Below are 25,294 nucleotides of genomic sequence, written 5' to 3' on the forward strand. Positions count from 1 at the left end.
CTCAACCGCCTCACTTAATCTTCGCCAACACGTCGGCAAACAGTTCGTAGTTATGCTTTACGCCATCATCCAAGTCGATCTCGATGTTCTGGTCGGCAAGGTGGTGAACCTTTTCCTCGTACTTTTGCAGTTCGGTCGCTTGGTCTTGGAACTTCTTCTGCTGTTTGGTCAGCTTCACGCGCTCGGATGCACTGGCACGATCAATGGCGTCACCGAGCTGGGCAAGTTGGGTGCGGTAACGCTCCTGCTGCTCATGCACATAGTCGGTGCGCAGACGGGCGAGAAGATCGCGCTGATAGCGGTGCATATAGCACAGCGCCTTGAAACCGTTCTTTTTGCCGCTGTCAAAGAGCCAGTAGATCGGACGCTTCTGATAGGTTTTCAGATGGTCGGCATAGAAGTCATTCAGGAAGTAGCTGCGGATCACCTCGCGGGGCGTACCCTTGCCGCCGAGCGCGTCGGCAACAAACTTGAGGTTTTCTTCCAGCGTATCATCGCCGTAGACCTTGCGGACAAACTCCACGAAACGCCCGGTAATGTCATCGTCAAAATACTCGTCATCGCAGATGGGGATGATGTTGTCGCTGTCCGGGATGATGGTCTTGTACTTGCTGGCGTCCCATTCGCCGCCCGCGTAGGCAAGCCCGTCCACGTCCAGAGAGTAGCGTCCAAACATACATCCCACGGCATAGGAAATGAGGGAGACGATCTCGTCGCGCATGGTGCGGACATAGTTGCTGCCCTTCATAGACTCCGGCACATCGTCTTTGCTGTCAAACACGCGATGCACCGTCACATCCTTGTCCGCCACATCTGGCGTCAATTCGTCCTGCAAACCGTAAATGTCAATGAAAATGCGGTTGAGTTCTTCTTCGTTCTTTTTGAGCTGCTGGAAGCGCTCTTCGCACTCGGCTTGCCAAGCAGCATATTTCTCGGAAATCAGTCTTCCCATATCAATTATCCCTCCAACAGTTCGGTATGCCTTGCTGATCAGGTCGCAAGTTGGTCGCAAGTTAGTTTTAAGTTGGTCGCAAGTTGAACGCAAAAACGCATTTGAAATCGACGGTGAATCACTTGATGATAAACCATCTTGCAGCACTGGTTTTGCCTTTGCAGACCACTTTTTCGTCTTCCTTGAGTTCCCGCATCAGCACTTGAATCTGATTGCGATTGAGACCCGGCAAAACTTGCTGCAATTCTTTGAACGGAGTACCAACTTCGTTGTTCTGACGGATGTGCTTTAGCAGCAGCTCCTTGTTGGTATCTCGATCCAAACCGACGTGCCTTGTATGCACACCGGTTTTGCCTGTTGCCGCATAGAGACTTCTGGCAAGAACATACTTCTTGCGACCGATATGCTCGACAATGCCCATTTCGATCAGCCGGTTCAAACGAGACTGCATCTTCTCGTTCAGCGGTCTTTCGTGGTACAGAGCATCAATCACAAGGAAATCCTCGGTGGACAGCAGCTCCGCACCTCTTTCGCTGATCCGATTGAGAACGGAAAGCATCGCCTTGTCGAGGATCAGTCCGTTCAGCGTAACACTGACGAAAAAGTCATCCGTGCCTGTGAAATCAGGAAGCGGTTTTGCCTCCTGCACACTCAGCTCAAACATCAGGTTCATGCCCTGACCGGAACGCTCTACCATGCCACACAGAGAAAGAATTTCTGCAATACGGCGGTTGCGCGGGAGCTGGCGATCCAGTATGTTGTCGAGCGTAATGCCGAAGGGAAGTCCTCCGGGACTTTCAATAACCAATCTGTCGCGGAACTGGCGGACAAAGATGCTGCCGCCAAACTGATAGTTTCTGTGGCTCACCGCGTTCAGGATCGCTTCACGGACAACGCGCTCATTAAAGGTCGCAATGTCGAACACGAAAAAGCCCTCCTGATAGTGCTGCTTGTCGTTCCGCAGATTGACAAGCTCCCACACGCGGTCATAGCAAGCGAAAAAGCCGACCTTGAACTCTTCTCGCTGATTCGCCGGACCCGACGCTTCGGAGGAACGATACTCAAAAATGATCTCCGCCTGCGGCAGATACTTGATGATCGCTGCGTTCTTTCCGAACAGGATCAGGGCTGCATACGTCACGCCTTCATCCGTGATTGCGCCGCAGTCATGGAGAAGCTGCTGCTTTGACAGCGTGGCAAGCTGCTTTTTTCCGCTCTTTTCGATCCACTTGGCACGGAAGTTTTCAATGGCGGTCTCGTCCAAATCATCGACCGTTGCCCCGGCACAGATCGTCCCGGAGAAATCACCGCCGGTCTCTTCATAGATGCTGCGGCGCATATCCTCCGGCATGGGTTTGAGCGTATCGCCCTCGTAAATCCACGCTACGCCATCGTATTGTACCGGCAAGCCGATTGGACGGCTCTTCACGTCGAAGACCAGAACCCGCTTTCTCTCGTAGTTGAAAAGCTGAAAATCAACATTGACCTTCAATTTCTCAATCAAGCCCATGCGGGTACGCTCCGGCTGGTCAAAAGCTGCGCTCCCGACCACGCTGCGAGGTCTCTTGTCCGTGATGCCAAATACCAGCTTACCGCCGCCATTGTTCGCCAAAGCACAGCAGCACTTCGCCGCCTCTCCGAAGTCAAACCGATTTTTGGCTTCCTTGAATTGGACGTGTTCGCCCTCTTTGGCTTCCAGAAGCTCTTGAACAGTTTCTAAATATGGCATAGCGTTTCTCCTTCGTTTTAGTGCGCCTTGAGTTAGGGATATGTGATGTCAAGGTATGTGTTTTTACCCGTCCATCGCATTCACCTTTGGAGCTCAGAAGCGTATCGGAATACTGGATTTTTGTATGCTGATGTTATTTTCCCACAGTCCAAGCTTGTGTAACATGAGTTTTAAGCCATCAGCGTAGTATTCTTGGAATTGTCAAGAAAAGTGCAGTCTAAAAACTCACAAATTTTAAGCAGCAGATGAATGATACATATTGTGGTAATGTGTCTTATAAACAGCGGGTGGAAGCCCTAAGGGATTCGACGTATATACTCGCTTCCGATTATAGTAGATAAACACATATCGAAAGATAATAGATTTAACCTCCGCCATTGGCATTCGGTAAGTAGGAATTCTATAGAGCAGTGCCTTCTTCAAAGTTGCGAAGAAGCTCTCCATTCGGGCGTTATCGTAGCAGTGTGCCACACCGCTTAAGCTCTGCAGCATACCATATTCAGAAAGTTTTTTCTTGAACGCCTCGCTGGTATACTGGCTTCCGCGATCGCTATGAAGTGTCGCGCCTCGAACCGGATACCGGCAGGCAACTGCCTTGAGTGTATTGATACAAAGTTCTTTTCGCATATTGTCATCCATCTGAAGAGAAAGAATCTCACCGTTAAAGCAATCCATAATCGGGGAAATATAGAGTTTTCCGTCCAGGCAGCCGATCTGCGTGATATCTGTCAGCAGTTTTTGATACGGGGTATCAGCCCGAAAATCCTGCTTGATCAGATTTTCCTCCTCTTGAATTTCGGTGGCAGCGCGTGTTAAACCATGCGGACGTCTGGGTCTGCCGTGAATCAGACCTTTTTCGTGCATAATTCGCCTGATTCTACGTTTTCCTGTGTGGAATCCGTTCTGCTCCAAGGCAAGCTGCATTCGTTCCACGCCGTAATTGTCATTATAATCGGATTCATTCATAATCCTGTCTATTGCCGCCGAAAGAAGCGCGTCCTTAGACGGCTTACTGAGATTCTTCAGATATCGATAATATCCAGATTCGCTTACATGAAGAATTCTGCATAATAGTTCCACACTCCACTCCTTATCTGAATCTGTCTGTATAGAGTGGATAAAGCGGTATCGCTCATGTGCTTTTACTTCTTTCGGCGCGCTGCGAAAAAACCAAGAGCCTCCTGAAGTATATCGTTAGCTCGTTGGAGCTCTTTGACTTCCTTCTCCAGCTCAAGCATTCTTCGTTCCTGCTCGCTTGCCGGCAGTTGTTTATGACCACTTCCTACAAATGCCTGATCTCCGTATTTCTTTCGCTTACCTCGCCAGGTTGTGACTGTATTGTAGGGGATTCCAAGCTGGTCAGCCGCCTTCTTTGCTCCGATTTCATCTGAGAGCTTCAATGCTTCTTCTTTAAAATCTTTATCGTAGCTTCTTGCCATGATTTCTCACCGTTCCTTTGTTCTTATTCTATCATAGTTTGGTGAGTTTTCCGACTCTACTTAAATGATACCACTCCACTGAGAATAGCTCTCCCTCAATAGACAGCACATCATCCATCGGAATCTTCGCACCGTCCCGCATGGTGATTCGCCGCTCAAAATCATCGATCTTTTTGACTGCGCCGACTGCTGATACAAATTTTCCGCCAGCCTTCCGCTCATCGGGCTGGAAGTAGGTAATGGTGACTTCCGGTTCGTCATCGAGGGCATCCATGAGAAGCTGATACTTCATGTCCAATGCAGTTAAAGCTTCCTCGTCAAGCTCAATCCTTTCATCGGTCAGACGCCCGGTTTCCTTGATGGCGGAGTCATATCCGGTCAGTGCAGCAAAAGGGGCAAACTGCGCCGCCCGTTCGAGTTCCGACATTTGCGGTCTTGCCTTCGAGACATGATGAGGCCGATTGATGATGTCCTCGTATAAATCCTTCAATTATTTTCCCTCCGCTTCGATTTGTTATAGTGCATCTTTCGGACAACTCTTAACGCACTCCATACATAAAATACACTCTGTTCCGTTTTTCCGTCTTCTTGAGTTGTCGGTTACATCCACATCCATAGGACAAACTTTCTTGCATTTACCACACGATACGCACTTGCTTTTATCACATTTAATTCTGAATAATGCAAAGTAGCTCATCGGTTTCAAAAAGATTGTGATCGGACAGATATATTTACAAAAGGCTCGGTTATCCTGGAAGCCAATAGCAAGAGCGATCCCCACAATGTAGTAGAGTGCATTTCCAACGATGAACGCCCAGAACATGATACCTTCAATATTCGCCACATCAGCAATAAATAAAGCCGCAACGAAAACAAGGGCAACAAGGAAAACGATGTATCTGATCCATCCAATTTTTCGCCTTTTATGATCCGGTGTTTTATACGGAAGGAAGTCAAGTACCATTGCTGTCCAACACGCATAGCCACACCATCCACGTCCGAAAATCAGCGGTCCGAAAATCTTTGCTACGGCATAGTGGATTGTCGCAGCTTCAAAAACACCAGTGAAGAGATAATACCAAAAACCCTCAATCTGCATATTCTCATTACAGATAAGCCCCAAATAGATGAGCATATAGAGACCGACAAGAAGCTGTACAACACGCCTTGCGTGTTTATAATTCTGTGCAAAGAGAACAAGCCCCAATGTGATGGATATTCCAATATAGCTGAAATTGAACAGATAGAAAATATTATTCTTTGTCAACCATAGCGTAATCGCAACAATCTCAAAGACAACCAGCACGAATGCTGGAAGTATGTATCTTTTCAAGCTGTTTCGCTTCATGCCTTATGTCCCCCAATCTGCGCATTACGGTCTTTGGCAGTTGCGCCTTCTTCAAGATTCATCGCCTTGAGGATGGCGTTCTTGCCGTACTTCTTCTTGATGGCGAGAGCCGCCTTCTGGATTTTTCGTTCCCGTTCCAAGGCGGCAGCTTCGGCTTTCTGCTTTTCCTCTTCGGCGGCATAGTCCGTGAAGAGGTCAAGCTGGACAGCACCGTCATTTTTCTTCGGTGCGTCCGCTTCCGGCAGGACATGATTTGCCACAACATACATACGGCGGACAAGCAGATTCTTGTCCACTATCCGGTCAAATAGCTCTGACACAGCACACATTATTTTGCGGGTAGAGGATGTGTGACTGTCGAGATTGATAGAGCCGTGTGCCTGTTTGGGAATCTCCCGCCCATAGGGATCTTTCTCGACTGCGCCGTGATACTTTGCCCGTCGTGCTGGGTCGGTCAGGTTCTCAATATCATAGCCCACGGTGAGAACCATCTGATCAGTGACAAGCCCCTTGTCCACCAAGTCCAGCACAAGCAAGTCCGTCATTTCCCGCACAACCAGCTTTGCTTTATCCGTCTCGTATGGGCAGTGCAATACCTGACCGGAGCTGAGGCTGTTGGAGCTGGGACGGTATGCCTTGATCGCTTCAATGGTTGTAGGCTCCCAGCCCCACGCATGATCAATGAGTAGTTCCGTATTCTTTCCGAACAGCTTATAAAGCAAGTCCTCATTCCGCTCTGAACAGAGGGCAACATCGCCCATTGTGAACATCCCGTTCTGCTCAAGTTTCTTGGCAATGCCCCGACCCACGCGCCAGAAGTCCGTGAGGGGCTGATGAGACCAAAGCTCACGCCGGAACTTCATTTCATCCAGCTCCGCAATGCGGACGCCGTTCTTGTCGGCGGGGATGTGCTTCGCCACAATGTCCATTGCCACTTTGCAGAGGAAAAGGTTCGTGCCAATTCCTGCGGTTGCTGTGATGCCGGTGGTTTCAAGCACATCGAGGATGATCTTCATGGCGAGGTCATGTGCCGAGAGCTTGTAGGTATTCAGGTAGTCCGTCACGTCCATGAACACTTCGTCGATGGAGTAGACCACAATATCTTCCGGGGCAATATACTTGAGATAAACCTGATAGATGCGGGTGCTGTACTCCATGTAATACGCCATCCGGGGCGGTGCAATGATGAAGTCAATCGCCAGAGACGGGTTTGCTTGCAGTTCTGAGAAGAAGTGTGATGTGCCGTCCAGCCTGTGTCCCGGTGCGTCGTGCTGCCGTCCGGCGTTCGCTTCCTTCACCCGCTGCTTGACCTCGAATAGCCGTCCGCGTCCGGAAATACCGTAGCTCTTGAGGGAGGGCGTGACGGCAAGGCAGATGGTCTTGTCCGTCCGGCTCTCATCCGCAACAACAAGGTTTGTGTCCAGAGGATCTAAGCCGCGCTCCCGGCACTCCACGGAGGCATAGAAAGATTTCAGGTCGATTGCGATGTAAGTATGTTGTTTCATCTTCTAAGTCTCCTAATTGGCACTTTATTTTCTATCCCTTTTCACTCGTCTTCTTCGGACTTTTCCAAGCCAAATGGCAGCCAGTTTTGATGCTCGTCGAGATACTGATTGACTAACCGGCACAAAAAAGAAGAGACTTTATAATAGTCCTCAACGGCTCGATGAAGGAGATACATTGTCGGCGGTCGCAATGTATGCCCAAATGTGCTTATGCTCGAAATAGACGGAGATACCCTATGTGTCATTTGATTGCGGTAGTTAGCAAGAAACGCATGATTGCCCGGCCAAGGATTTGCGTCTATACTGGTATCTTCTTTCTCTTCAAGATAGTCATTAACCTCTTTCGCAAATTCAAACGATTTATCCCCCTTAGAAAACGCATCAAAGTAACGACCGCAGTGCAGCTTTTTAAGATCAACTTTTGTCTGATAGATTATATTGCAAAGCTGAGCCAGCATATCCCAGAGTATACTCACACGGAAAACAATGTTCTCGACATGATATATGGCAATTCGCTCATCTTCACCAATTTGGGAAAACGGATTGTATGTATCTAAAGACTCAGGAAGATCAATAGCGATGGCTTCCGCAAAAGCAAATTTAATTGCACTGTCAATGGTGCAAATCGTATCATAAATAGCTGAGATAGCAAAATAATCATTGGTTTCCTGATTTTTGGACTGAATGGAAAAAATGAAATTATCATTTCCACATCTAATTCTAAAAGCATCCGGCACACAAATCACAGATTCTACAAGTTCAGTTAAATATGCTTTTCCTTCTCGTGCCATAATTCACCTCAATTTCGCGCAATTTTCTTTTTGTCAAATTGCAAGCCTATATATCGTCAAGGGCAGATACCAGAGGGCAACTGCCAGCTTCCAGATCAGAATTACGCCGCCGATCAGACCGCCAAGGACAAGGTTGAGTGCAACAACACCTACTGTCCCGGAAATACCAAAGCCAATCGGAATCAGCGTGAACATCTTCCCAATGCCAAAAGGCACTCCGCAAGCAAGCCAGATCAGGAAATAATCGGGCACTCCGTTTTCGATGAAAATACGGCTGAACATCGAAAACAAAAACAGCGCAACCACAACTGGAATGACGGTCTTCTTTAGGAACTCTTTCATGACATCGCTTTTCGTCATACTGACCTCCTTCACTTCAAAAAGCTGCTACGGTACTCCATCCGACGAAGTTTATGCCCGGTTTCTGCCAGATGCGCGATTTTCAAAGCAACCAAGTTGATGTCTGTGTGCATTGCCCGCGCAATCTGCTCCGAGGTGTACCCGTAGTCGTAGATGTATTCGAGGATTTCATCGGAATCAAGAAGGATCTCTGCTGCAACGATGTTTGCCTCGTACTCCGGCTTCGTTGCCATATCATACAGCACAAACTCCTGCAAGCCATGTTTTTTTGCAAGCGCACGGTGCAGCCGGTCGTGACCGATCTCATGGGCGCAGACAATCCGCTTCATTTGTGGACTCAAATCCTTATTAAGAAAGATGAAGCGGTTCCTTTTGACGATGCAGTACATACCCTTGAGTGATCCGAGATTTTCGCAATCGTCCATGACATTGATACCCAGCGCGTTTGCAATCTGGAAAGGATCTCTTGTGCCGCAGCGTCGGACGAGATCGCTGCCGACTTTTGATAGTTGTTCGGCGTTCATCGCGCCACCTCCCTTCGGGGATAACCATTATATCAAACAGCCTGTACCAAAAACCGGACTTACTCTTCCGTCTGTTCTTTCCGGTACTTTTTCGGCGTGTACTTCTTGTTCTTTTCTTTTGCAATCCAGTAGGCTCTGGTGAGAGCCTGCATCGCGCCGTCCAGTGCGTCTTCACTGAGACTGCCTCCTGCAAACATACCGGAAACCTCGCTCACCAGCTCGTCAATTTCCCGTGCTGCCTTTGCGCCGCCCTGTTCCTGTGCGGCAAGGATGAGCATTCCGCTGTTGCCGAGAAGATATTCCGGCGTTGTATTCAGAGCCTCAGCGATTTGCTTCACGACTTCATATTTTGTTGGCTTTCGACTGCCCAGCTCGTAATTTTGAATTGTCCTCGCAGTAACAGAGACTTTTTCTGCAAGAGCGGCTTGTGTCAGGTTGGCTTCCACTCTCTTTTCTCTCAGTCTGTCTTTGAATCCCATAAGGCACCTCTTTCTAAAATTTTCTGCGAACACGAACAGAACTTTCGTTAATTCCATTGACGTGAACATTATGTTCGTGCTATACTGTGCCTACACGAACATTCCGTTCGTGAGCATGATACCACACGAACAGAGCGTGTGTCAACATTCTTGGCGAAATTCGTGTCGGAAACAGGCAACTTTTTTAGGAACGGAGGACGCTTATGAACAATTTACAATGCAAAAAAGCCTACGTCAGAGTCAATTTGGATGTCGATGAAGAGGGAACAATCATCCCGATGCTGATCCGATGGAAGGACGGAAGGGTTTTTCAGATCGAACAGCTCAAGTACAAATGCCGCGCCAGCTCCAACAAGGTTGGGGGTGGCGGCATCCGCTACACGGTCATAATCAGAGGAAAGGAGTCGTTCCTCTTTCATGAAGGTGATAAGTGGTTTGTCGAAGCAAAGGAGGACAACTGCTCATGATTTTATCCCAGCGCCAACTTGAAGAAATTGCAGCCTCAACAACGAAGGACTTCAACCGGTTCTTTTTCGGGGATGAGGCTGACAAGCCCGACCGATCTGCTTTGCCAACGCCCATTGATCAGTTTGCAAAGAATTATCTCGGTCTTCGCGTATCATTCGCCCGTCTCTCGCCGGACGGAAGCATCTGCGGTGTCACTGCCTATGCCGACACCGAATACAAGATCACGGAACTTGGCATTACGCGCACACTGGCTTTGAAGCGTAATCAGGTCATCTTGGACGAGAGCTTCATTCTATCCGGCAACGTGCAGCGGCTCTGCGCCAAGCGCAGATTTACCCTTGCCCACGAGTGCGCCCATCAGATACTTTTCCAACTTGAATCGGAAGAGGTAAAGACATCCTGCGAAATGAAATACTCTGCACGGACAGCCTATACGCCGCGCGAGCTGAAAACCCGTGAGGATTGGAACGAGTGGCAAGCAAATGTCTTGGGCGCGGCAATTCTTCTTCCTCAGAAGGAGGTTGACCTGGCAATGCGTCGGTTTGCAGAAACGCCGCTGATCAATTACGAGGGGAGGTATTCGTATGGTGATCACTTAACGCTGCGCCTTTTCTGCCGGTTGTTCGGTGTCTCCAAGACAACGGCGTCTATCCGCCTTCGTCAACTCGGCTACATGGTAGATCGTCCATTCAGTGAGTATGTTGACCCATTGGAGGTGTGGTAATGAAGAGAGCATCCATTCGGGTTCAGGAACCGACGCCGGAGCTGATCGAAAAAATCCACAGGGCAAGAGTTGCCATTTCCCAGCAGAAGCCCCGATACCTGAAATGTCCGTATTGTCAGCATAATGCCATTGCTGTCTACGAAGACACGAGAGGTCATGTAGAATCCAAGTGCAAGAAATGCGGGCGGATCACAGTCTTTGATGTGCTGAATATGAGAAGACTGCGACCGCGTACCAAGTAAGTACCGAGTAAGAACCAGAGGACAAGCCTCTGTTCTAAAATAAAATATATGTCATAGCTGAGCTGTGGAGCCGCCTGATAGGTGAAGTCATCCTAATGCCGCATGAGACAGAGTGTAATTACTCTGTTTTATCGGCATGGGATTCAAACCTCACCGTCATGCGGCTCTTTTTCTGTCTTCACCCTTCCCGCTGCTCCCGCGCAGCGGAAAGGATGAACAATGAAAACACCTAAGACCCCTATCGAGTTCGACTACGACCTCTGGACTACGGAGGACGGAAAGTGCATGGTGCGCGTGAAAATCACCGGTGAAGTAACAGAGGTTGACCGTAAGGTCATGCGAATCCTCCGCGCAGAGGAAAAAAGACTGCGCCGCTCAAAGCAAGGAGTTCCCATTTCCGGAACTGAAGGCAAAACAGCCGAAGAACGGGCAAGTGTGCTGTCCTTAAGCTATGTCAGCTATGAGGGTTGTGAGGATTTAGAACCATACTGGTTGATTGATTCTTCCAGCATGGAGGAAAGCGTTATGTTCTGGATGTCAGAAAAGGAGTTTCGTGCAACGCTTACGCCGAAGCAACTTGACATCTACCTGAATTGCATCATCGGTGGACAGTCAAAAATTGATTATGCTGCTGCTAACAATATGCAGCGGCAAAGTGTTTACAATGCTGCGACACTAATCATGAAGAAAGCAAAATACTTTTTCAAAAAATTTTGATGATATACCTTACATTAGCTGCTTTTTTGTCCGTGGGATGGTGAAGAGAGGCAAATCACTCTTCACTGCTCCTTGAAAACTGAATAGTTCAGTGCTGCGGATCTTTCCGCTTCTGCGAAGCAACACAGCTTCCGACGCCAGGACCTCCCGAAAGGGAACGAGCGACCCCCGGAGAGCTATAACAGCCGTGTGGTGCGGCTGCTTGCGACGATGCAGATGCCGGGTATAATGATACTTCCGTCTTTTCTTTGAAGGGGCGGCTCGGAGCGATCCTCGGAGGGGTGAGAGTCCCATGATACCGATTGACCATTGGTAGTCCGCAGCATTCCCTATTCGGCAGGGGCGCGAGCTGCAAATATGCCGGAAGGATAAACAATATGAAAACGCCCGAAAGGGCTTTATCATCAAAAACTATGGGCAGCAGTCTACTCAAAAAGGACTGCTGCCTATCCTTTTGCTGATAAGGCAAAAACAAATCTTGTGGAGGTGAGACGGGTGAATACCGCATCAACCATTTCTCAGCGCGATGCCTACAAGCTCATGCTGAAAGACTATCCCGATGTAATGAGCATTGAGCAGATGTGCGAAATACTCAGCATCAGCACAAAGACCGGCTACCGCATCCTGCGGGAAGGCAAAATCTGTTGTCTCAAAGTCGGCAGAGCCTATCGTATTCCGAAGGCTCATCTTTTCACGTTTCTCTGCATCGGTTGCGGAGAAGCAGTCACGGCGTAATGCTTGGACTCAATTTGTTTACAAAAAATGTTCGGCAGAGGTCCTCCAATTCGAACCCGGTTCTGGTATAATAGAAGCATGGTATCAGGTAGGTGTCTCTGCTACAAAGAAGGAGGATAATTATGGTAGCAGGACATCTCCGCGAAAAAAGCGGATATTACTACGCCGTGTTGAACTACACCGATTCTCTCGGAAAAAGAAAGACCAAGTGGATTTCCACCGGGCTTACTGTGAAGGGAAACAAAAAACGCGCCGAAGCAATCCTGATGGACGCACGACGCAATTTCAATCCCGAAGAGCCGAAGGTCATGAACGGAGACATTCTGTTCGCGGACTATATGGAAAAGTGGCTCGACATCATCAAAAGCTCGGTTGCAGTCCCGACATTCGCTTCATACTCGACTACGGTTAAGAAAATCGTATCGCCGTACTTCCGCGAAAGAGAAGTGACACTCAAGAATCTGACCGCAAAGGATATTCAGGAGTTTTATCTGAGTGAGCTTGAGCGTGTCAGCGCTTCCTCGGTCATCCATTATCACGCCAACATTCACAAAGCACTCAAGTATGCCGTGAAGATTGACCTGATCGATGTAAACCCGGCTGATAAGGTTGAGCGTCCGAAGAAAGACCGCTATGTTGGTAGCTTTTATGATGCCGAAGAGGTCAATGCTCTTTTTGAAGCCGCAAAGGGAACCAAGCTCGAATTGCCGATCCTGTTTGGCGCATTCTACGGTCTGCGCCGGAGTGAGGCAATCGGTTTGAAATGGGATGCCATTGACTTTGAGCAGAACACCATCACGATCCGGCACACGGTTACTTCCTGCGATCTGGACGGCAAGCGCATTCTGGTCGCTTCGGACACCACCAAGACCAAATCGAGCATGAGAACACTGCCTCTTGTTCCGTTCATGAGAGAACGCCTTCTTGCTCTGAAAGAAGAGCAGCAGGAAAACCGCCGCCTGTGCGGACGCAGCTACATCAAGGACTACCTTGAGTATGTATGTGTCAACGAGATTGGCGATCTGATCAAGCCCCACTACGTCACAGAGAGTTTTCCGAAACTGCTCAAGGCAAAGGGAATGAGACAGATCAGGTATCACGATCTCCGGCATAGCTGTGCCTCGCTTCTTCTGGCAAACGGTGTTCCCATGAAGCAGATTCAGGAATGGCTTGGTCACAGCGACTTCTCAACTACGGCGAACATTTACGCACATCTGGATTACAGCTCGAAGCTGACTTCGGCTGATGCAATGCTCAATGGCTTGGGCTTTGCACAGAACTGAAAAAGAAAAGCCAGCAGCCGGAAAAACCGACTACTGGCGTGATTTCTGGCGGAGCGGGTGGGATTCGAACCCACGGAACCTTGCGGTTCAACTGATTTCGAGTCAGTCCCGTTATGACCACTTCGATACCGCTCCGTATTTATCTCAACATCAGTACCTCGGAAAACGGGGAGAACTGATGGGGAGAACAAGCAAAAATATTAAGTTAAGAATACCCGAAAAACCCCATAAAATCAAGGGATTCCGGTCAGGGAGCTACCGAGTAGCGACCACGATTTCGAGTCGTTCTCGTTATGACCACTTCGATACTTCTCCATATGATGGATCAAAACGATCCCTCTTGCGGAACTGCTAAAATAGTATACAACAGTTTTGGCAATCCGTCAAGAGGGAATTTTTTATCTTTTTTCGCGGAGAACCTCGCGCATCCGTTCGACGGTCAGCGGACTTACGATATGTTCGATGCGGCAGGCATCGGTTTCGGCAGTCACAGCGTCGAGCGAGAGGATTGTCATCAGAAATTCTTTAATCAGAACATGGCGGCCATAAACCTCGTTGGCGCGTTTGCGTCCGGCGTCCGTCAGACGGATGGTTCCATATGATTCCTGATCGACATATCCGGCTTTTTTCAGTACACCCATGGCGCGGGTAACACTGGGCTTGGAGTATCCGAGCTCATTGGCGATATCAACTGCACGTACAGTACCGTTGCGCATCTCCAGCAAAAGGATCGTTTCCAGATAGTTTTCACCGGATTCTTGAATTTTCATGAATTCACCGCCTTGCTTGATTGTATAGAAAGTAGAAATATTATAGCATAGTTTTTGGAAGATGACAACAAAACAACCTGATTTTTGCTGCATAACATTGCGAAAATGGCAAAACTATGGTATGCTTATAATTGTTTTTGAGCAACCACATTCTATGGGGCCCAAATGAGACAAGATAAACCGCGGGGGAGCAGTCTCCTGCGTTACTGGAGAGGAAAAATGATGGATTATAATCGTTTGGCTGAACTACTGTTTCCAAATGTTACGGAAACGCCGGAACAGGTAGAAGCCCGTTATCCTGCCCGTGATTTGCCGGAGGGCGCAAAGGTTACCCGTATGGCACCCAGCCCGACCGGATTTATGCATCTGGGCAATCTGTTTGGTGCTGTTGTCGATGAGCGTCTGGCACATCAGTCCGGCGGTGTGTTTTATCTTCGCATCGAGGACACCGATAAAAAGCGCGAGGTAGAAGGCGGCGTTCAGCTGATTCTCGAAACTTTTAAGACCTTCGGTTTGCCGTTTGATGAGGGCGCAACCATTGATGGCGACAACGGCGCCTATGGCCCATATCGTCAGAGCCAGCGCGCGGCTATTTACCATGTATTCGTCAAGGATCTGGTCAAGCGCGGCTATGCCTATCCATGCTTCTGCACGGAGGAGGAGCTCGCGGAAATGCGTGCCCAGCAGGAAGCAAACAAAGAAAACTTCGGCTATTACGGAAAGTACGCAAAATATCGTGACTGCCCGCTCGAGGAAATTGAAAAGCGTCTGGCAGAGGGACAGAGCTATGTTGTCCGCTTCCGTTCGCCCGGCAGCATTGAGCATAAGGTGCGCCATACCGATCTGGTCAAGGGCAATCTGGAGCTGACCGAAAACGATCAGGACATCGTCCTGCTCAAGTCGGACGGCATTCCGACTTATCATTTCGCACATGTCGTTGACGACCATCTGATGCATACCACGCATGTTGTCCGCGGCGAGGAATGGCTGGCAACCCTGCCGGTACATCTCCAGCTGTTTGACGTCATGGGCTGGAAACGTCCGAAGTATGTGCATACAGCACAGCTGATGAAGATGGACGGCGGATCCAAGCGTAAGCTGTCCAAGCGCAAGGACCCGGAGCTTGCACTGACTTATTATTATCAACAGGGCATTCCGGTTCCGGCAGTTATGGAATATCTGATGACGCTGCTCAATTCCAACTTCGAGGAATGGCGCCGCGCCAACCAGACCGCTTCCATCAACGATTTCCCGTTCAGCCCGAAGAAAATGAGTGTTTCCGGCTCGCTGTTCGATATGGAAAAACTGCGCGATGTCAGCAAAAATGTTATTTCCCGCATGACAGCGGAAGAAGTATATGACTTTGTTTCCGCCTGGAGTGCGGATAACGACCCGGAATTCCATGACCTGTTTGTCCGTGATCCGGAAATGACCAGAAAATTCCTCGCCATCGGACGCGGCGGCAAAAAGCCGCGCAAGGATCTTGCGTTCTGGAGTGAGACAAAAGCATATATGGACTTTATGTTCCCTGAGCTGTTCCAGCCGGATTATTCCGGCATGCCGGAGAGCACAAAGGACGATGCCAAGGCGATCCTGACCGAGTATCAGGATATCTATGATCCGGCAGATGACATGTCCGCATGGTTTGACAAGGTCAAGACACTGGCAGATCAGCACGGCTTTGCACCGGAAACCAAGCTGTATAAAAAGAATCCGGATGCCTACAAGGGCCCGGTCGGTGATATTTCGATGGTTCTGCGCGTTGCGATCTGCGGCCGCACCAATGCACCGGATCTGTATTCCGTCATGCAGCTGATGGATCAGGACGAAATCAATCGCCGCCTGACTGCTGCCTGCGACGCTCTGTAATACCATATTCCAAATTTAAATCAATACAGCGACAACGGAGTCGAAACCTGTTCAAAAAGGTGCAGGCTCCGTTGTTGTACCTTTTTATTAGGTTCAAGACTCCGAAATTTTTAAAAGAAAAGGGGAACACCGATGGAATTTGCATCTAATTTTCTGCATGAAATCATCGATGAAGACATCAAAAACGGCATGACCGAGCGGATTCATACCCGTTTCCCGCCCGAACCGAACGGATATCTTCACATTGGCTCTGCCAAGGCGATTTATATCAACTGGTCGATTGCGACCAAGTACAACGGCCTGTTTAATCTGCGCTTCGACGATACCAACCCGGTGCGCGAAGATGACGAATATGTACAGTCCATTTTGCAGGATGTCGAATGGCTGACCGGCACCAAGCCGACCGGCGGCGTTTTCTATGGCTCGGATTATTTTGAAAAGTGCTATGAATGTGCGGTACATCTCATCCGTGAGGGCAAGGCATATGTCTGCGATCTGAGTGCAGATGAAATGCGCGAATACCGCGGCACGCTGACTGAGCCGGGCAAAAACAGCCCGTACCGTGACCGTTCAGTTGAGGAAAACCTGCGTCTGTTTGAAGAAATGCGCAATGACAAATATCCGGACGGATCAAAAACGCTGCGTGCAAAAATCGATATGTCCTCGCCGAATATGAACATGCGCGACCCGGCAATTTACCGCATCGTGCATGCGACTCATCACCGCATCGGCAACAAGTGGTGTATTTACCCGCTGTATGATTTCGCACATCCGATTCAGGACGCAATGGAGCATATCACGCATTCTATGTGTTCGATTGAATTTGAGAACCACCGTCCGCTGTATGAGTGGGTCGTGGACAACTGTGCGCCGTGTCTGCCGTCGCATCCGAAGCAGAGAGAATTTGCCCGCCTGAATGTGACGCACACGGTTATGTCCAAGCGCTATCTGCGCGAGCTGGTCGAGACCGGTAAGGTCGACGGTTGGGATGACCCGCGTATGCCGACGCTGTGCGGCCTGCGCCGCCGCGGTTATACGCCGTCCTCCATTTTGGAATTTGTCACCCGTGCAGGTGTCGCAAAGACTGACAGTCTGGTTGACATCAAGCTGCTGGAATACTGCATCCGCGACGAGCTGAACAACACCGCACTGCGCCGCATGGCGGTCACCGAGCCGATCAAGATGGTTATTACCAACTATCCGGAGGATAAGGAGGAGACATTCACCGTCATCAACAATCCGAAGGATGAGGCCGCAGGCACGCGTGAGGTTCCATTTACCCGCGAGTTGTGGATTGAAAAGAGCGATTTTGCCCTCATTCCGCCTCCGAAGTTCCAGCGCCTCAAGCCGGACGGTGAGGTTCGCCTCATGGGCGCATATATTGTCAAGTGCAACGAAGTCATTCAGGACGAGGACGGCAACGTTGTCGAGCTGCACTGCACAGCAGATCTGGAGTCCGGCAACGGCAAGCCGATTGATGGACGCAAGGTACGTGGCACGATCCATTGGGTATCTGCAAAGCATGCGATTGACGCAGAGCTCAATCTGTACGACAACCTGTTTACGCTGGAAAATACGGCAGCTGTACCGGAGGGCAAGACCTATCTGGACTTCCTCAATCCGGAGTCGCGCAAGGTGCTGACCGGCTGCAAGCTGGAACCGTCGATTGCCGATGTTCCGGCAGGTACGCGCATGCAGTTTGTCCGCATGGGCTATTATATTCAGGACAGCAAGCCGACAGAAGACGGCACGCTGCGCTTTAACCGCATTGTCTCGCTGAAGGACAGCTTCAAGCCGGACAAGAAGTAAATCTGTTTACCTCACACCAGCCGGATGCCATATGGACTCCGGCTGGTGCTTTTTGATACAGAAACCGGTATGTTAACGGAAGCTGGTAGCGGTACAGGCAAAAAACAGCGCTCCCAATATTTGTCTAACTTTTTGGGGTCACTTCAGTGAAGTGCAGTCCCATTTCCCCTGTTTGTTGTCAAGTGTTCGGTATAATTTGGCTTTATTTTTGTAAGCAGCGCATATGCTATGGATCGAAAATCAGCCTGCGACCGCTGCGCCAAGCGCCCGGCACGCCGCAAGGCCGTCTTCATCCGGCATTTCGTTGCAGATCACGCTGTCGCAGACAAGGTTGATGCCGACATCACCGCACTCCTCTTCCCAGCTGCGCATCCAGTCACCGGTACCCCAGCTATAAGAGCCGAACAGTGCAACGCGCTTTCCGCCCAGCTTCGACTTGCAGGAGGAAAACATCGGCTCGAATTCCGCTTCTTCCAGCACCTCTGCGCCCATCGCCGGGCAACCGAAGGCGATTGCATCGTACTGGTCAACCATATCCGCGCTGAAGGCTGAGCAGAAAAGAACCGAAGTCTCCGCTCCCTTCTCCTTTGCGCCTTCCGCAACTGCACCTGCCATTGCCTCCGTATTGCCGGAAGCACTCCAATAAACAACTGCTACCTTACTCATATCTGTGTACCAACCTTTCTTTTGGATAGTTTGTCACTCAGCCCGCATACTCTTCCAGAATGCTCCGCAAGGCGGACATTGAACTGGAATGCGACCGCGCGACGATCATGTTCTGTCCCTTGGTCTCGTTCAGCGCACACCGCACCATCTTATGCGACATGGTGCTTGTGAACAAAACGAGCAGATCAGGACATCCGATTTTGTTTTTCAAGCCATCCTTCATCTGTGTGAATACCTTTGCCTGACACTGGTATTCCTTGCATACGTCTTTATAGCGGCGAACCATGCAGTCGTTTCCGCCTACGATTACTACGCTCATCAGTTGCTCCTTTCGAATTAGCATATGCTAACTATTTATCGAAAAACATGCGCCTTCCGGCGCCTGTTTTCCTGTATGTTCTGTGGTGTATTCGCGGTTAGTTTCCGCTAACTGCATCAGTATAATACGGGATTCTCTTTCCGTTGTCAAGGGGTTTTCTGAAAAAAGTGGATAGAATTTGTATGCATTCCATTTTTCCAGTCATATCACACAGCCGTGTGCGTATACTGAAAGAAAACCATGACCCGAGGTACCGTTTATGGAGAATGAATTCTATCCGTTTATCAACCTTCCTCTGCCGTATGATTATGGCGCACTTGAGCCAAATATCGATACCCAAACCATGCATCTGCATCACGACCGACATTTACAGACTTACATCGACAACCTCAACGCGGCACTACAGGGACAGCCGAATTTACAGCGGCTTTCGCTGACCGAGCTGATTGAAAACGCCTTCCGCATGCCGGGCAGTATGCAGACCACGATACGCAACAATGCCGGCGGTGTATATAACCACCGCTTTTATTTCGATGGGATGCAACCTGCCGCAGGGCAGCAGCCCACAGGTGCGCTTGCCGAAGCCATTGACCGTGACTTCGGCAGCGTTGACCATTTCCGGGAGATATTCGACCAGGCGGCGCTTTCCGTATTCGGCTCCGGTTACGCATGGCTGGTATACGACGGCATGCGGCTCCGTATCATCACAACACCCAACCAGAACTGTCCTCTGGAAGCCGGTCTGTGTCCTGTGCTGACCGTCGATGTCTGGGAACACGCATATTATCTCAAGCATTTTAACAAACGAACTGATTATCTGACCGACTGGTTCCCCATCATCAACTGGGAGCAGGCAGATCAGCGATACCGCAAATGCGCCGGAATACAGGCAGACAATGCATAACATTGCCTTGCCATTCCAGTGCAAACGGCAAAAAACCGTGTGTCCCGTTTTTCCGGGAACACACGGTTTTGCTTTTATTCTTCGCAGGTTCGCATGGCAAGAATCGTCTTTTCGATCAGCTCATCCAGATCCCAGCCCAGCATATCCGCACCGCGCTGGATGACCTCACGCGAGCATCCTGCCGCAAATTTTTTGTTTTTGAACTTCTTCTTGACCGATTTTGTCTCCAAATCCTGTACGCTTTTGGATGGGCGCATAATCGCCACCGCGCCGATCAGGCCGGTCAGCTCATCGGTCGCATACAGCACTTTTTCCATCTGGTGCTCGGGTTCAATGTCCACAGTGATGCCATAGCCATGGCTCGCCGTCGCATGGACAATGGATTCCTCTACCCCGTGTGCGCGCAGCAGCTCCTGCTCCTTGATACAGTGTTGGTCAGGATACTGCTCAAAATCCAGGTCATGCAGAATTCCGACGATTTCCCAGAAATCCGCATCGTCCGCATAGCCCAACATTTCGGCAAAATACCGCATGACACCCCCGACTATGCGCGCATGCTGACGATGAAAATCATCCTGATTATACTGATACAGCAGCTCCAGCGCGCTTTCGCGCGTCAAACTGGTCTCCATGCAGGATTCCTCCTTTTGTCAGTCAGCAAACAGCGCAGTCGACAGATAGCGCTCGCCGGTATCCGGCAGCAGGGCAACAATCGTCTTGCCCGCATTTTCCGGACGCTTTGCCAGCTCAGTCGCCGCATACACTGCCGCACCGGAGGAAATGCCGACCAGAATGCCCTCTGCCTTGGCGATTGCACGGCCAGTTTCAAACGCTGCTTCGTTGTCTACCGCAATGACTTCGTCATAAACGTCCGTATCCAGCGTATCCGGCACAAAACCTGCGCCGATACCCTGAATCTTATGCGGGCCTGCGGTGCCCTTGGACAGAACCGGAGAGGTTGCAGGCTCAACCGCGACAACCCGGACATTCGGATTCTGATCCTTCAGATATTTGCCCGTACCGGTGACTGTACCGCCGGTGCCGACACCGGCGACAAAAATATCAACCTTGCCTTCGGTATCCTTCCAGATTTCCGGGCCGGTGGTCTCATAATGCACCTTCGGGTTTGCCGGATTGACGAACTGACCGAGAATAACTGCACCGTCGATGGACTTCTCCAGCTCTTCTGCCTTTGCGATGGCGCCCTTCATACCGGCAGAACCCGATGTCAGGACAACCTCTGCACCATAGGCTGCAACCAGCTTGCGGCGCTCAATGCTCATCGTTTCCGGCATGGTCAGAATGACATGATAACCCTTCGCCGAACCGACAGCCGCCAGACCGATGCCGGTGTTGCCGGAGGTCGGCTCAATGATGGTCGCGCCCGGCTTGAGCACGCCCTTTGCCTCTGCATCCGCAATCATCGCATTGGCAACGCGATCCTTGACACTGCCTGCCGGATTAAAATATTCCAGCTTGCCGACAATATGTGCGTTGAGATTGTTGGCTTTTTCATAATTGACAAGCTCGAGCAGCGGTGTCCCGCCGATCAGCTGTGTAATACTTGTTTTCACAGACATAATGACATCCTCTTTTCCGAAATAAAAACAGAAAATTATGTTGGGAAGAGATGCACAGCACCCTTCTTTTTCATGGTACTACTCTCAGAACAAAAAATCAATGCCAGCTGCCGCGAATGGGGAAAGCTGCGGCAGGTGAACGGTTTACTCGTTGACTTTCCGGAACGCCTGATCGAGATCCCAGATAATGTCTTCATAATGCTCGGTGCCGATGGACAGACGAATGGTGTTCGGGTAAATGCCCTGATCTTCAAGCTCTGCCTCGGTGCACTGGCTGTGGGTCGTAGTTGCCGGATGGATGACCAGCGACTTGACATCCGCGACATTGGCGAGAATGGAGAAAATCTGAAGCGAATCGATGAACTTCTTCGCTTCCTTCTCGCCGCCCTTGATGCGGAAGGTGAAGATAGAGCCTGCACCGTTCGGGAAATATCTGTCATACAGGTCTTTATATTTCGGGTCGAGCGACGGATGGTTGATGGACTCAACCAACGGCTGGGACTGGAGATATTCCAGAACCTTTTTGGTGTTCTCTACATGGCGTTCTACGCGCAGAGAGAGCGTTTCCAGACCCTGCAACAGCAGGAATGCATTGAACGGGGACAGTGTTGCACCGGTGTCGCGCAGCAGAATCGCACGAATCTTGGTGGTGAATGCCGCCGGGCCGCACGCGTCGACAAAGCTGATGCCATGATAGCTCGGATCCGGATCGACCAGCGACGCAAACCGGCCGGATGCCTTCCAGTCGAACTTGCCGCTCTCGATGATGACGCCGCCGAGCGTCGTGCCATGGCCGCCGATGAACTTCGTCGCGGAATGGACAACGATATCCGCACCGTAATCAATCGGGCGCAGCAGGTACGGCGTTGCAAATGTAGAATCGATGACAACCGGAACACCCTGTGCATGTGCGATGTCCGCAACGGCCTGAATGTCAATCAGGTTGGAATTCGGATTGCCCAGCGTCTCAAAGAAGACTGCCTTGGTATTTTCGTCGATGGCATCGGCAAAATTCTGAATGTCATCCGGATCGACAAACTTGGTGGTCACGCCGTCCTTCGGCAGCGTGTGCGCCAGATAGTTATACGTACCGCCGTAAATCGTCTTCGCCGCGACGATGTTGTCGCCATTCTGCGCGAGCGTTTTGAATGTATAGCTCAGTGCGGCTGCACCGGATGCAACTGCCAGTGCGGACGAGCCGCCCTCCAGCGCCGCAATGCGCTTTTCAAAAACATCCTCCGTCGGATTGGTCAGTCTGCCATAAATATTGCCCGCATCGGAAAGGCCGAAACGTGCCTGTGCGTGGTCGCTGTTATGGAACACATACGATGTAGTCTGGTAAATCGGCACCGCGCGTGCATCGGTTGCCGGATCGGCCTGCTCCTGGCCTACGTGAAGCTGTAACGTCTCAAAGTGGAAAGTTCTCTCGCTCATTGTAATAAACTCCTTTTCAAACAAACATGGGATGGATTTCGGATTCAATCAACATCGGCACATTCGTCCGTAGGATGTATATAATTTTTCGATAAAAATACGGTTCATTGTCTCGTACTCCAATTTCATATAACTCCTATTATTTAACTAGGATTTTTTGACTGCATATAGATTACCATATTCCCCCTGCCCTGTCAAGTGGAATTTCCACAATTCCCAGTAAATTGAAAGAATTTCTTTTTCTGCACGAAAAAGACCGGAGAACTGCCCTCTCCAGGAACAATCCTCCGATCTGCGTGATCTGTTCTGTCAATCCGCTTATGCCATGTCCGGCTTGTCCCACAGGTGCAGCGGGGTACCGATGCCCATCTCAAGTGCCTTTTGATAGCAGGTATAGCCCCACGCAATGTCTTCCGTTGGCATACCGCCAACGGCATAGACGATAACCTGATCTTCCGATTCACGCCCGGTCGCATAGCCGTTCAAAATATCGCCGATATCAGTGATATCCTCGCGCTTCATCTTGCCGGAAGCAACCAGATCATAAAAGCGCATGCCAATCAGCGAGCTGACGGTCTTCTGGGTCGGATATTCGCGGCCGACGCCCCAGCCCTCGTACATCTTATAGTTGTCGGAGATCAGCTTGCACTTGGTTTTATCTGCCATGAACGCCTCATCCATCAGCATGGCAGAGGTTGCCATAACCAGACAGCCCGGCTTGAGCCATTCGCCATTGACATACGGGTTATCCTCAAAGACTGGCGCATTGGTCGTGCCGCAGCAGATAATATCGGAATCACGGCATGCCTGCTCCATGTTTTCACAGACGATGAAGTTCTTCAGCGTCGGATGCGTCTGCTTGCAGTAATTGATAAAGGCTTCGATGCCGCTCTGGCTTCTGCCCTTGATCTTGACGGTGTCAATGGTGGGCTGTGCCGTTACAAATCCGTCGATTGCTGTACGACCCATCACACCCGGACCGACAATGGTTGCAACCTTCGGGTTCTTTGCGCTCAGATGGCGCGCGCCCAGTCCCGGTACCGCACCGGTACGCATGGCACTCAGCACATTGGCGGACATATACGCAATCGGCACGCCGGTCTCCAGATCCATCAGTGTCAGCATCAGGATTGAGCGCGGCAAACCTTTGCCGCGGTTGCGCTGATCGGAGCCATAGCATTTGATGCCGCACAGATGGTACTTGCCGCCCAGATAAGCCGGCATGGCGACAACACGGCGATCCGGGCCGTCCAGCGGCATACCTTCAACATTTGAGGTCTTGGGGAACATCATCTTGATGCCGTGCTCATTGCCGTTCGGGCCACCCATCATATAGTCACCCTTACTCATCAGAGAGAACACATCCTCCATTGCGTCGATGCAGCCCGCCATGTTCTTGACACCGGCCTGAATCATATCCGGCTCGCTCAGATATAAAAAGTCAACCTTGGGAAGTTCCATTTTCTTTTCCTCCAAATTTATAGATATTTATTCGCCCATTGCCTTTCGGTAGAGCTGTTCTACATCCGCCTGTGTCGATACGCGCGGATTGCAGTGAATATTGCCGGATTTCATGGCATCTGCGGCCATTGCCGGAATTTTGTCCGCCTGCACGCCGACCTCCGCCAGCGTCTTCGGAATACCGATACTCACGGCGAGATGACGCAGCTCATCTGCCAGCATCTCCGGAGAAAATTCCGCTTTCGGCACCGTGGCAATGCGACGGTAAATGTTCTCGTATTTTCCGTCGTGATCGGCAATTGCATTGTATTCAACGATGACCGGCAGCAAAATCGCGTTGGCAACGCCGTGCGGCACATTGAAAAAGCCGCCGAGCGGATGTGCCATCGCATGCACATTGCCGAGACGCGCCCATGAAAACGCAATGCCCGCAAACAGGCTGCCTGCCAGCATATCCGATGCCGCGTCCAGATTGGCACGGTCGGCGACAAACGCGCGCAGGCTGCGTCCGATCAGCTCCAGTGCCTTTTCTGCCATCGCATCAGAGAACGGCGATGCCGCACGGGAAACATATGCTTCCAGCGCATGCACCAGTGCATCCATGCCGCACGCCGCTGCGACACCCGCCGGTGTCGTCACCAGCAGCTCGGGGTCAAGAATCGCACCGCGCGGAATCAGATCATAACTGCCGACGCTGAGCTTGTAATTTCTCGCATGGTCAGTGATGACGGAAAATGCCGTGACTTCCGAGCCGGTGCCCGCCGTGGTCGGAATCGCAATCAACGGGACAATCGGGCCGGGCACCTTACCCATACCTTCGTAATCGGCGATGTTGCCGCCATACGTGACCAGCACACCCGCTGCTTTGGCGACATCCATCGGAGAACCGCCGCCCATGGCGACAATGGCATCGGCGCCAAAGTTTTGATATGCAGCTGCCGCCTTTTCCACGGTCTCAATCGACGGATTTGCCTCAACATCAGTGAACACTTCGCAGGCAATGCCTGCGGCTGCGATGCTGTCCCGGATGCGTCCGACGATCCCCATCTTGTTCAGATGCGGGCCGGAAACCAGCAGGACACGCGCCGCTTTCTGCTTTTTCAGCAGCTCCGGCAGCCTGTTCAGGCTGCCGGAACCGAATAGAATTTCCTGCGGTACAGAAAATGTAAAGTCTTTCATATGTGCA

General features: G+C 50.5%; 26 protein-coding genes, 1 tRNA gene and 2 pseudogenes. 9 read left to right on the forward strand and 20 right to left on the reverse strand.

The features are described from left to right. Positions 1–10: 10 nt before the first annotated feature. From ACLM7Z_RS14065 to ACLM7Z_RS14115, 11 genes and pseudogenes are all read right to left on the reverse strand, one after another. Positions 11–940 (reverse strand): annotated as a pseudogene (locus tag ACLM7Z_RS14065) (hypothetical protein); the annotation flags it as partial. Positions 941–1,070: 130 nt separating this feature from the next. Beyond that, a complete protein-coding gene (locus ACLM7Z_RS14070) occupies positions 1,071–2,681 on the reverse strand; it encodes an ATP-binding protein (RefSeq protein WP_435645373.1) in 1,611 nt (536 codons plus the stop codon). Positions 2,682–2,915: 234 nt separating this feature from the next. Then, positions 2,916–3,812: pseudogene (locus ACLM7Z_RS14075) on the reverse strand (IS3 family transposase); the annotation flags it as partial. Between the two features lie 11 nt (positions 3,813–3,823). Continuing rightward, positions 3,824–4,120 carry a transposase gene (locus tag ACLM7Z_RS14080; RefSeq protein WP_087017840.1) on the reverse strand — a complete coding sequence of 99 codons (297 nt, stop codon included), beginning with the start codon at positions 4,118–4,120 and terminating at the stop codon, positions 3,824–3,826. A gap of 31 nt (positions 4,121–4,151) precedes the next feature. Beyond that, complete coding sequence (locus ACLM7Z_RS14085) at positions 4,152–4,547, reverse strand: hypothetical protein (protein WP_435645374.1); 396 nt, start codon at positions 4,545–4,547, stop codon at positions 4,152–4,154. An 87-nt stretch (positions 4,548–4,634) separates the two neighbouring features. After that, on the reverse strand, positions 4,635–5,468 hold the full coding sequence (locus ACLM7Z_RS14090; protein ID WP_178572298.1) for a 4Fe-4S dicluster domain-containing protein: 834 nt from the start codon (positions 5,466–5,468) through the stop codon (positions 4,635–4,637). Continuing rightward, positions 5,465–6,973, reverse strand: a complete 1,509-nt coding sequence (locus ACLM7Z_RS14095; RefSeq protein WP_435645375.1) for a DinB/UmuC family translesion DNA polymerase — start codon at positions 6,971–6,973, stop codon at positions 5,465–5,467. The genes ACLM7Z_RS14090 and ACLM7Z_RS14095 overlap by 4 nt, the downstream gene beginning before the upstream one ends. Positions 6,974–7,014: 41 nt before the next feature. Next, positions 7,015–7,764: a Cthe_2314 family HEPN domain-containing protein gene (locus tag ACLM7Z_RS14100; RefSeq protein ID WP_435645376.1), complete on the reverse strand. Its 750-nt coding sequence runs from the start codon at positions 7,762–7,764 to the stop codon at positions 7,015–7,017. A 33-nt stretch (positions 7,765–7,797) separates the two neighbouring features. Continuing rightward, entirely contained in the window at positions 7,798–8,124 is a 327-nt protein-coding gene (locus tag ACLM7Z_RS14105) for a DUF6050 family protein (protein ID WP_435645377.1), read from the reverse strand. A gap of 11 nt (positions 8,125–8,135) precedes the next feature. After that, entirely contained in the window at positions 8,136–8,648 is a 513-nt protein-coding gene (locus ACLM7Z_RS14110) for an ImmA/IrrE family metallo-endopeptidase (protein ID WP_178869376.1), read from the reverse strand. A gap of 59 nt (positions 8,649–8,707) precedes the next feature. Continuing rightward, positions 8,708–9,127 carry a helix-turn-helix domain-containing protein gene (locus tag ACLM7Z_RS14115; RefSeq protein WP_435645378.1) on the reverse strand — a complete coding sequence of 140 codons (420 nt, stop codon included), beginning with the start codon at positions 9,125–9,127 and terminating at the stop codon, positions 8,708–8,710. Positions 9,128–9,330: 203 nt separating this feature from the next. On the opposite strand from ACLM7Z_RS14115, the gene ACLM7Z_RS14120 reads away from it, so the two are divergent. The 6 genes from ACLM7Z_RS14120 to ACLM7Z_RS14145 all read left to right on the forward strand — a co-directional run bounded on the left by ACLM7Z_RS14120 (position 9,331) and on the right by ACLM7Z_RS14145 (position 13,296). Continuing rightward, positions 9,331–9,594: a hypothetical protein gene (locus ACLM7Z_RS14120; RefSeq protein WP_435645379.1), complete on the forward strand. Its 264-nt coding sequence runs from the start codon at positions 9,331–9,333 to the stop codon at positions 9,592–9,594. Continuing rightward, on the forward strand, positions 9,591–10,319 hold the full coding sequence (locus tag ACLM7Z_RS14125; RefSeq protein WP_435645380.1) for an ImmA/IrrE family metallo-endopeptidase: 729 nt from the start codon (positions 9,591–9,593) through the stop codon (positions 10,317–10,319). The genes ACLM7Z_RS14120 and ACLM7Z_RS14125 overlap by 4 nt, the downstream gene beginning before the upstream one ends. Continuing rightward, the gene (locus ACLM7Z_RS14130; protein ID WP_117473792.1) at positions 10,319–10,561 is read left to right on the forward strand and encodes a hypothetical protein; all 243 of its coding nucleotides are present in this window, start codon (positions 10,319–10,321) and stop codon (positions 10,559–10,561) included. The genes ACLM7Z_RS14125 and ACLM7Z_RS14130 overlap by 1 nt, the downstream gene beginning before the upstream one ends. A 219-nt stretch (positions 10,562–10,780) precedes the next feature. Further along, positions 10,781–11,278 (forward strand): hypothetical protein, encoded by a 498-nt coding sequence (locus ACLM7Z_RS14135; protein ID WP_007592954.1) that lies wholly within the window; start codon positions 10,781–10,783, stop codon positions 11,276–11,278. A gap of 495 nt (positions 11,279–11,773) precedes the next feature. Then, positions 11,774–12,013, forward strand: a complete 240-nt coding sequence (locus tag ACLM7Z_RS14140; RefSeq protein ID WP_314987181.1) for a helix-turn-helix domain-containing protein — start codon at positions 11,774–11,776, stop codon at positions 12,011–12,013. Between the two features lie 122 nt (positions 12,014–12,135). Next, complete coding sequence (locus ACLM7Z_RS14145; RefSeq protein ID WP_435645381.1) at positions 12,136–13,296, forward strand: tyrosine-type recombinase/integrase; 1,161 nt, start codon at positions 12,136–12,138, stop codon at positions 13,294–13,296. A 46-nt stretch (positions 13,297–13,342) separates the two neighbouring features. On the opposite strand, the gene ACLM7Z_RS14150 is transcribed toward ACLM7Z_RS14145, so the two are convergent. Beyond that, positions 13,343–13,431 (reverse strand) — tRNA-Ser (locus tag ACLM7Z_RS14150). A 263-nt stretch (positions 13,432–13,694) separates the two neighbouring features. Next, entirely contained in the window at positions 13,695–14,066 is a 372-nt protein-coding gene (locus ACLM7Z_RS14155; protein WP_087017466.1) for a metal-dependent transcriptional regulator, read from the reverse strand. 222 nt (positions 14,067–14,288) lie between these two features. Here ACLM7Z_RS14155 and gltX point away from each other — a divergent pair, with 222 nt between their 5' ends. Both gltX and ACLM7Z_RS14165 read left to right on the forward strand, forming a co-directional pair. Further along, entirely contained in the window at positions 14,289–15,935 is a 1,647-nt protein-coding gene (gene gltX / locus ACLM7Z_RS14160) for a glutamate--tRNA ligase (protein ID WP_087017789.1), read from the forward strand. 132 nt (positions 15,936–16,067) lie between these two features. Beyond that, positions 16,068–17,744, forward strand: coding sequence for a glutamine--tRNA ligase/YqeY domain fusion protein (locus ACLM7Z_RS14165; protein WP_435645382.1), 1,677 nt, complete (start codon positions 16,068–16,070; stop codon positions 17,742–17,744). 240 nt (positions 17,745–17,984) lie between these two features. Here the strand turns inward: ACLM7Z_RS14165 and ACLM7Z_RS14170 are convergent, their stop codons facing one another. Both ACLM7Z_RS14170 and ACLM7Z_RS14175 read right to left on the reverse strand, forming a co-directional pair. Beyond that, positions 17,985–18,410, reverse strand: coding sequence for a flavodoxin (locus ACLM7Z_RS14170; protein ID WP_273349140.1), 426 nt, complete (start codon positions 18,408–18,410; stop codon positions 17,985–17,987). A gap of 37 nt (positions 18,411–18,447) precedes the next feature. Next, a complete protein-coding gene (locus ACLM7Z_RS14175; RefSeq protein WP_087017460.1) occupies positions 18,448–18,729 on the reverse strand; it encodes a DUF2325 domain-containing protein in 282 nt (93 codons plus the stop codon). A gap of 259 nt (positions 18,730–18,988) precedes the next feature. Between ACLM7Z_RS14175 and ACLM7Z_RS14180 the strand changes: the two genes are divergently transcribed. Continuing rightward, on the forward strand, positions 18,989–19,633 hold the full coding sequence (locus ACLM7Z_RS14180; protein ID WP_087017458.1) for a superoxide dismutase: 645 nt from the start codon (positions 18,989–18,991) through the stop codon (positions 19,631–19,633). Positions 19,634–19,707: 74 nt separating this feature from the next. Here the strand turns inward: ACLM7Z_RS14180 and ACLM7Z_RS14185 are convergent, their stop codons facing one another. The 5 genes from ACLM7Z_RS14185 to ACLM7Z_RS14205 form a co-directional block, all read right to left on the reverse strand. After that, positions 19,708–20,265, reverse strand: coding sequence for a hydrolase (locus ACLM7Z_RS14185; protein WP_087017455.1), 558 nt, complete (start codon positions 20,263–20,265; stop codon positions 19,708–19,710). Positions 20,266–20,283: 18 nt separating this feature from the next. Then, complete coding sequence (gene cysK / locus ACLM7Z_RS14190; protein ID WP_087017452.1) at positions 20,284–21,213, reverse strand: cysteine synthase A; 930 nt, start codon at positions 21,211–21,213, stop codon at positions 20,284–20,286. 144 nt (positions 21,214–21,357) lie between these two features. Then, the gene (locus ACLM7Z_RS14195; protein ID WP_435645329.1) at positions 21,358–22,647 is read right to left on the reverse strand and encodes an O-acetylhomoserine aminocarboxypropyltransferase/cysteine synthase family protein; all 1,290 of its coding nucleotides are present in this window, start codon (positions 22,645–22,647) and stop codon (positions 21,358–21,360) included. Between the two features lie 318 nt (positions 22,648–22,965). Further along, complete coding sequence (locus ACLM7Z_RS14200; RefSeq protein ID WP_087017448.1) at positions 22,966–24,108, reverse strand: tyramine oxidase subunit B; 1,143 nt, start codon at positions 24,106–24,108, stop codon at positions 22,966–22,968. A gap of 27 nt (positions 24,109–24,135) precedes the next feature. Beyond that, positions 24,136–25,287, reverse strand: a complete 1,152-nt coding sequence (locus tag ACLM7Z_RS14205; protein ID WP_087017446.1) for an iron-containing alcohol dehydrogenase family protein — start codon at positions 25,285–25,287, stop codon at positions 24,136–24,138. Positions 25,288–25,294: the final 7 nt, after the last annotated feature.

It is taken from the genome of Butyricicoccus porcorum, from assembly GCF_051246315.1.
Lineage (GTDB): Bacteria > Bacillota > Clostridia > Oscillospirales > Butyricicoccaceae > Butyricicoccus_A > Butyricicoccus_A porcorum.

Excerpts from the sequence above, each read along its gene's own strand:
- ACLM7Z_RS14070 (WP_435645373.1), bottom strand. The coding sequence starts at position 2,681 with ATGCCATATTTAGAAACTGTTCAAGAGCTTCTGGAAGCCAAAGAGGGC.
- ACLM7Z_RS14080 (WP_087017840.1), bottom strand. The coding sequence starts at position 4,120 with ATGGCAAGAAGCTACGATAAAGATTTTAAAGAAGAAGCATTGAAGCTC.
- ACLM7Z_RS14085 (WP_435645374.1), bottom strand. The coding sequence starts at position 4,547 with ATGTCGGAACTCGAACGGGCGGCGCAGTTTGCCCCTTTTGCTGCACTG.
- ACLM7Z_RS14090 (WP_178572298.1), bottom strand. The coding sequence starts at position 5,468 with ATGAAGCGAAACAGCTTGAAAAGATACATACTTCCAGCATTCGTGCTG.
- ACLM7Z_RS14095 (WP_435645375.1), bottom strand. The coding sequence starts at position 6,973 with ATGAAACAACATACTTACATCGCAATCGACCTGAAATCTTTCTATGCC.
- ACLM7Z_RS14100 (WP_435645376.1), bottom strand. The coding sequence starts at position 7,764 with ATGGCACGAGAAGGAAAAGCATATTTAACTGAACTTGTAGAATCTGTG.
- ACLM7Z_RS14105 (WP_435645377.1), bottom strand. The coding sequence starts at position 8,124 with ATGACGAAAAGCGATGTCATGAAAGAGTTCCTAAAGAAGACCGTCATT.
- ACLM7Z_RS14110 (WP_178869376.1), bottom strand. The coding sequence starts at position 8,648 with ATGAACGCCGAACAACTATCAAAAGTCGGCAGCGATCTCGTCCGACGC.
- ACLM7Z_RS14115 (WP_435645378.1), bottom strand. The coding sequence starts at position 9,127 with ATGGGATTCAAAGACAGACTGAGAGAAAAGAGAGTGGAAGCCAACCTG.
- ACLM7Z_RS14120 (WP_435645379.1), top strand. The coding sequence starts at position 9,331 with ATGAACAATTTACAATGCAAAAAAGCCTACGTCAGAGTCAATTTGGAT.
- ACLM7Z_RS14125 (WP_435645380.1), top strand. The coding sequence starts at position 9,591 with ATGATTTTATCCCAGCGCCAACTTGAAGAAATTGCAGCCTCAACAACG.
- ACLM7Z_RS14130 (WP_117473792.1), top strand. The coding sequence starts at position 10,319 with ATGAAGAGAGCATCCATTCGGGTTCAGGAACCGACGCCGGAGCTGATC.
- ACLM7Z_RS14135 (WP_007592954.1), top strand. The coding sequence starts at position 10,781 with ATGAAAACACCTAAGACCCCTATCGAGTTCGACTACGACCTCTGGACT.
- ACLM7Z_RS14145 (WP_435645381.1), top strand. The coding sequence starts at position 12,136 with ATGGTAGCAGGACATCTCCGCGAAAAAAGCGGATATTACTACGCCGTG.
- ACLM7Z_RS14155 (WP_087017466.1), bottom strand. The coding sequence starts at position 14,066 with ATGAAAATTCAAGAATCCGGTGAAAACTATCTGGAAACGATCCTTTTG.
- gltX (WP_087017789.1), top strand. The coding sequence starts at position 14,289 with ATGGATTATAATCGTTTGGCTGAACTACTGTTTCCAAATGTTACGGAA.
- ACLM7Z_RS14165 (WP_435645382.1), top strand. The coding sequence starts at position 16,068 with ATGGAATTTGCATCTAATTTTCTGCATGAAATCATCGATGAAGACATC.
- ACLM7Z_RS14170 (WP_273349140.1), bottom strand. The coding sequence starts at position 18,410 with ATGAGTAAGGTAGCAGTTGTTTATTGGAGTGCTTCCGGCAATACGGAG.
- ACLM7Z_RS14175 (WP_087017460.1), bottom strand. The coding sequence starts at position 18,729 with ATGAGCGTAGTAATCGTAGGCGGAAACGACTGCATGGTTCGCCGCTAT.
- ACLM7Z_RS14180 (WP_087017458.1), top strand. The coding sequence starts at position 18,989 with ATGGAGAATGAATTCTATCCGTTTATCAACCTTCCTCTGCCGTATGAT.
- ACLM7Z_RS14185 (WP_087017455.1), bottom strand. The coding sequence starts at position 20,265 with ATGGAGACCAGTTTGACGCGCGAAAGCGCGCTGGAGCTGCTGTATCAG.
- cysK (WP_087017452.1), bottom strand. The coding sequence starts at position 21,213 with ATGTCTGTGAAAACAAGTATTACACAGCTGATCGGCGGGACACCGCTG.
- ACLM7Z_RS14195 (WP_435645329.1), bottom strand. The coding sequence starts at position 22,647 with ATGAGCGAGAGAACTTTCCACTTTGAGACGTTACAGCTTCACGTAGGC.
- ACLM7Z_RS14200 (WP_087017448.1), bottom strand. The coding sequence starts at position 24,108 with ATGGAACTTCCCAAGGTTGACTTTTTATATCTGAGCGAGCCGGATATG.
- ACLM7Z_RS14205 (WP_087017446.1), bottom strand. The coding sequence starts at position 25,287 with ATGAAAGACTTTACATTTTCTGTACCGCAGGAAATTCTATTCGGTTCC.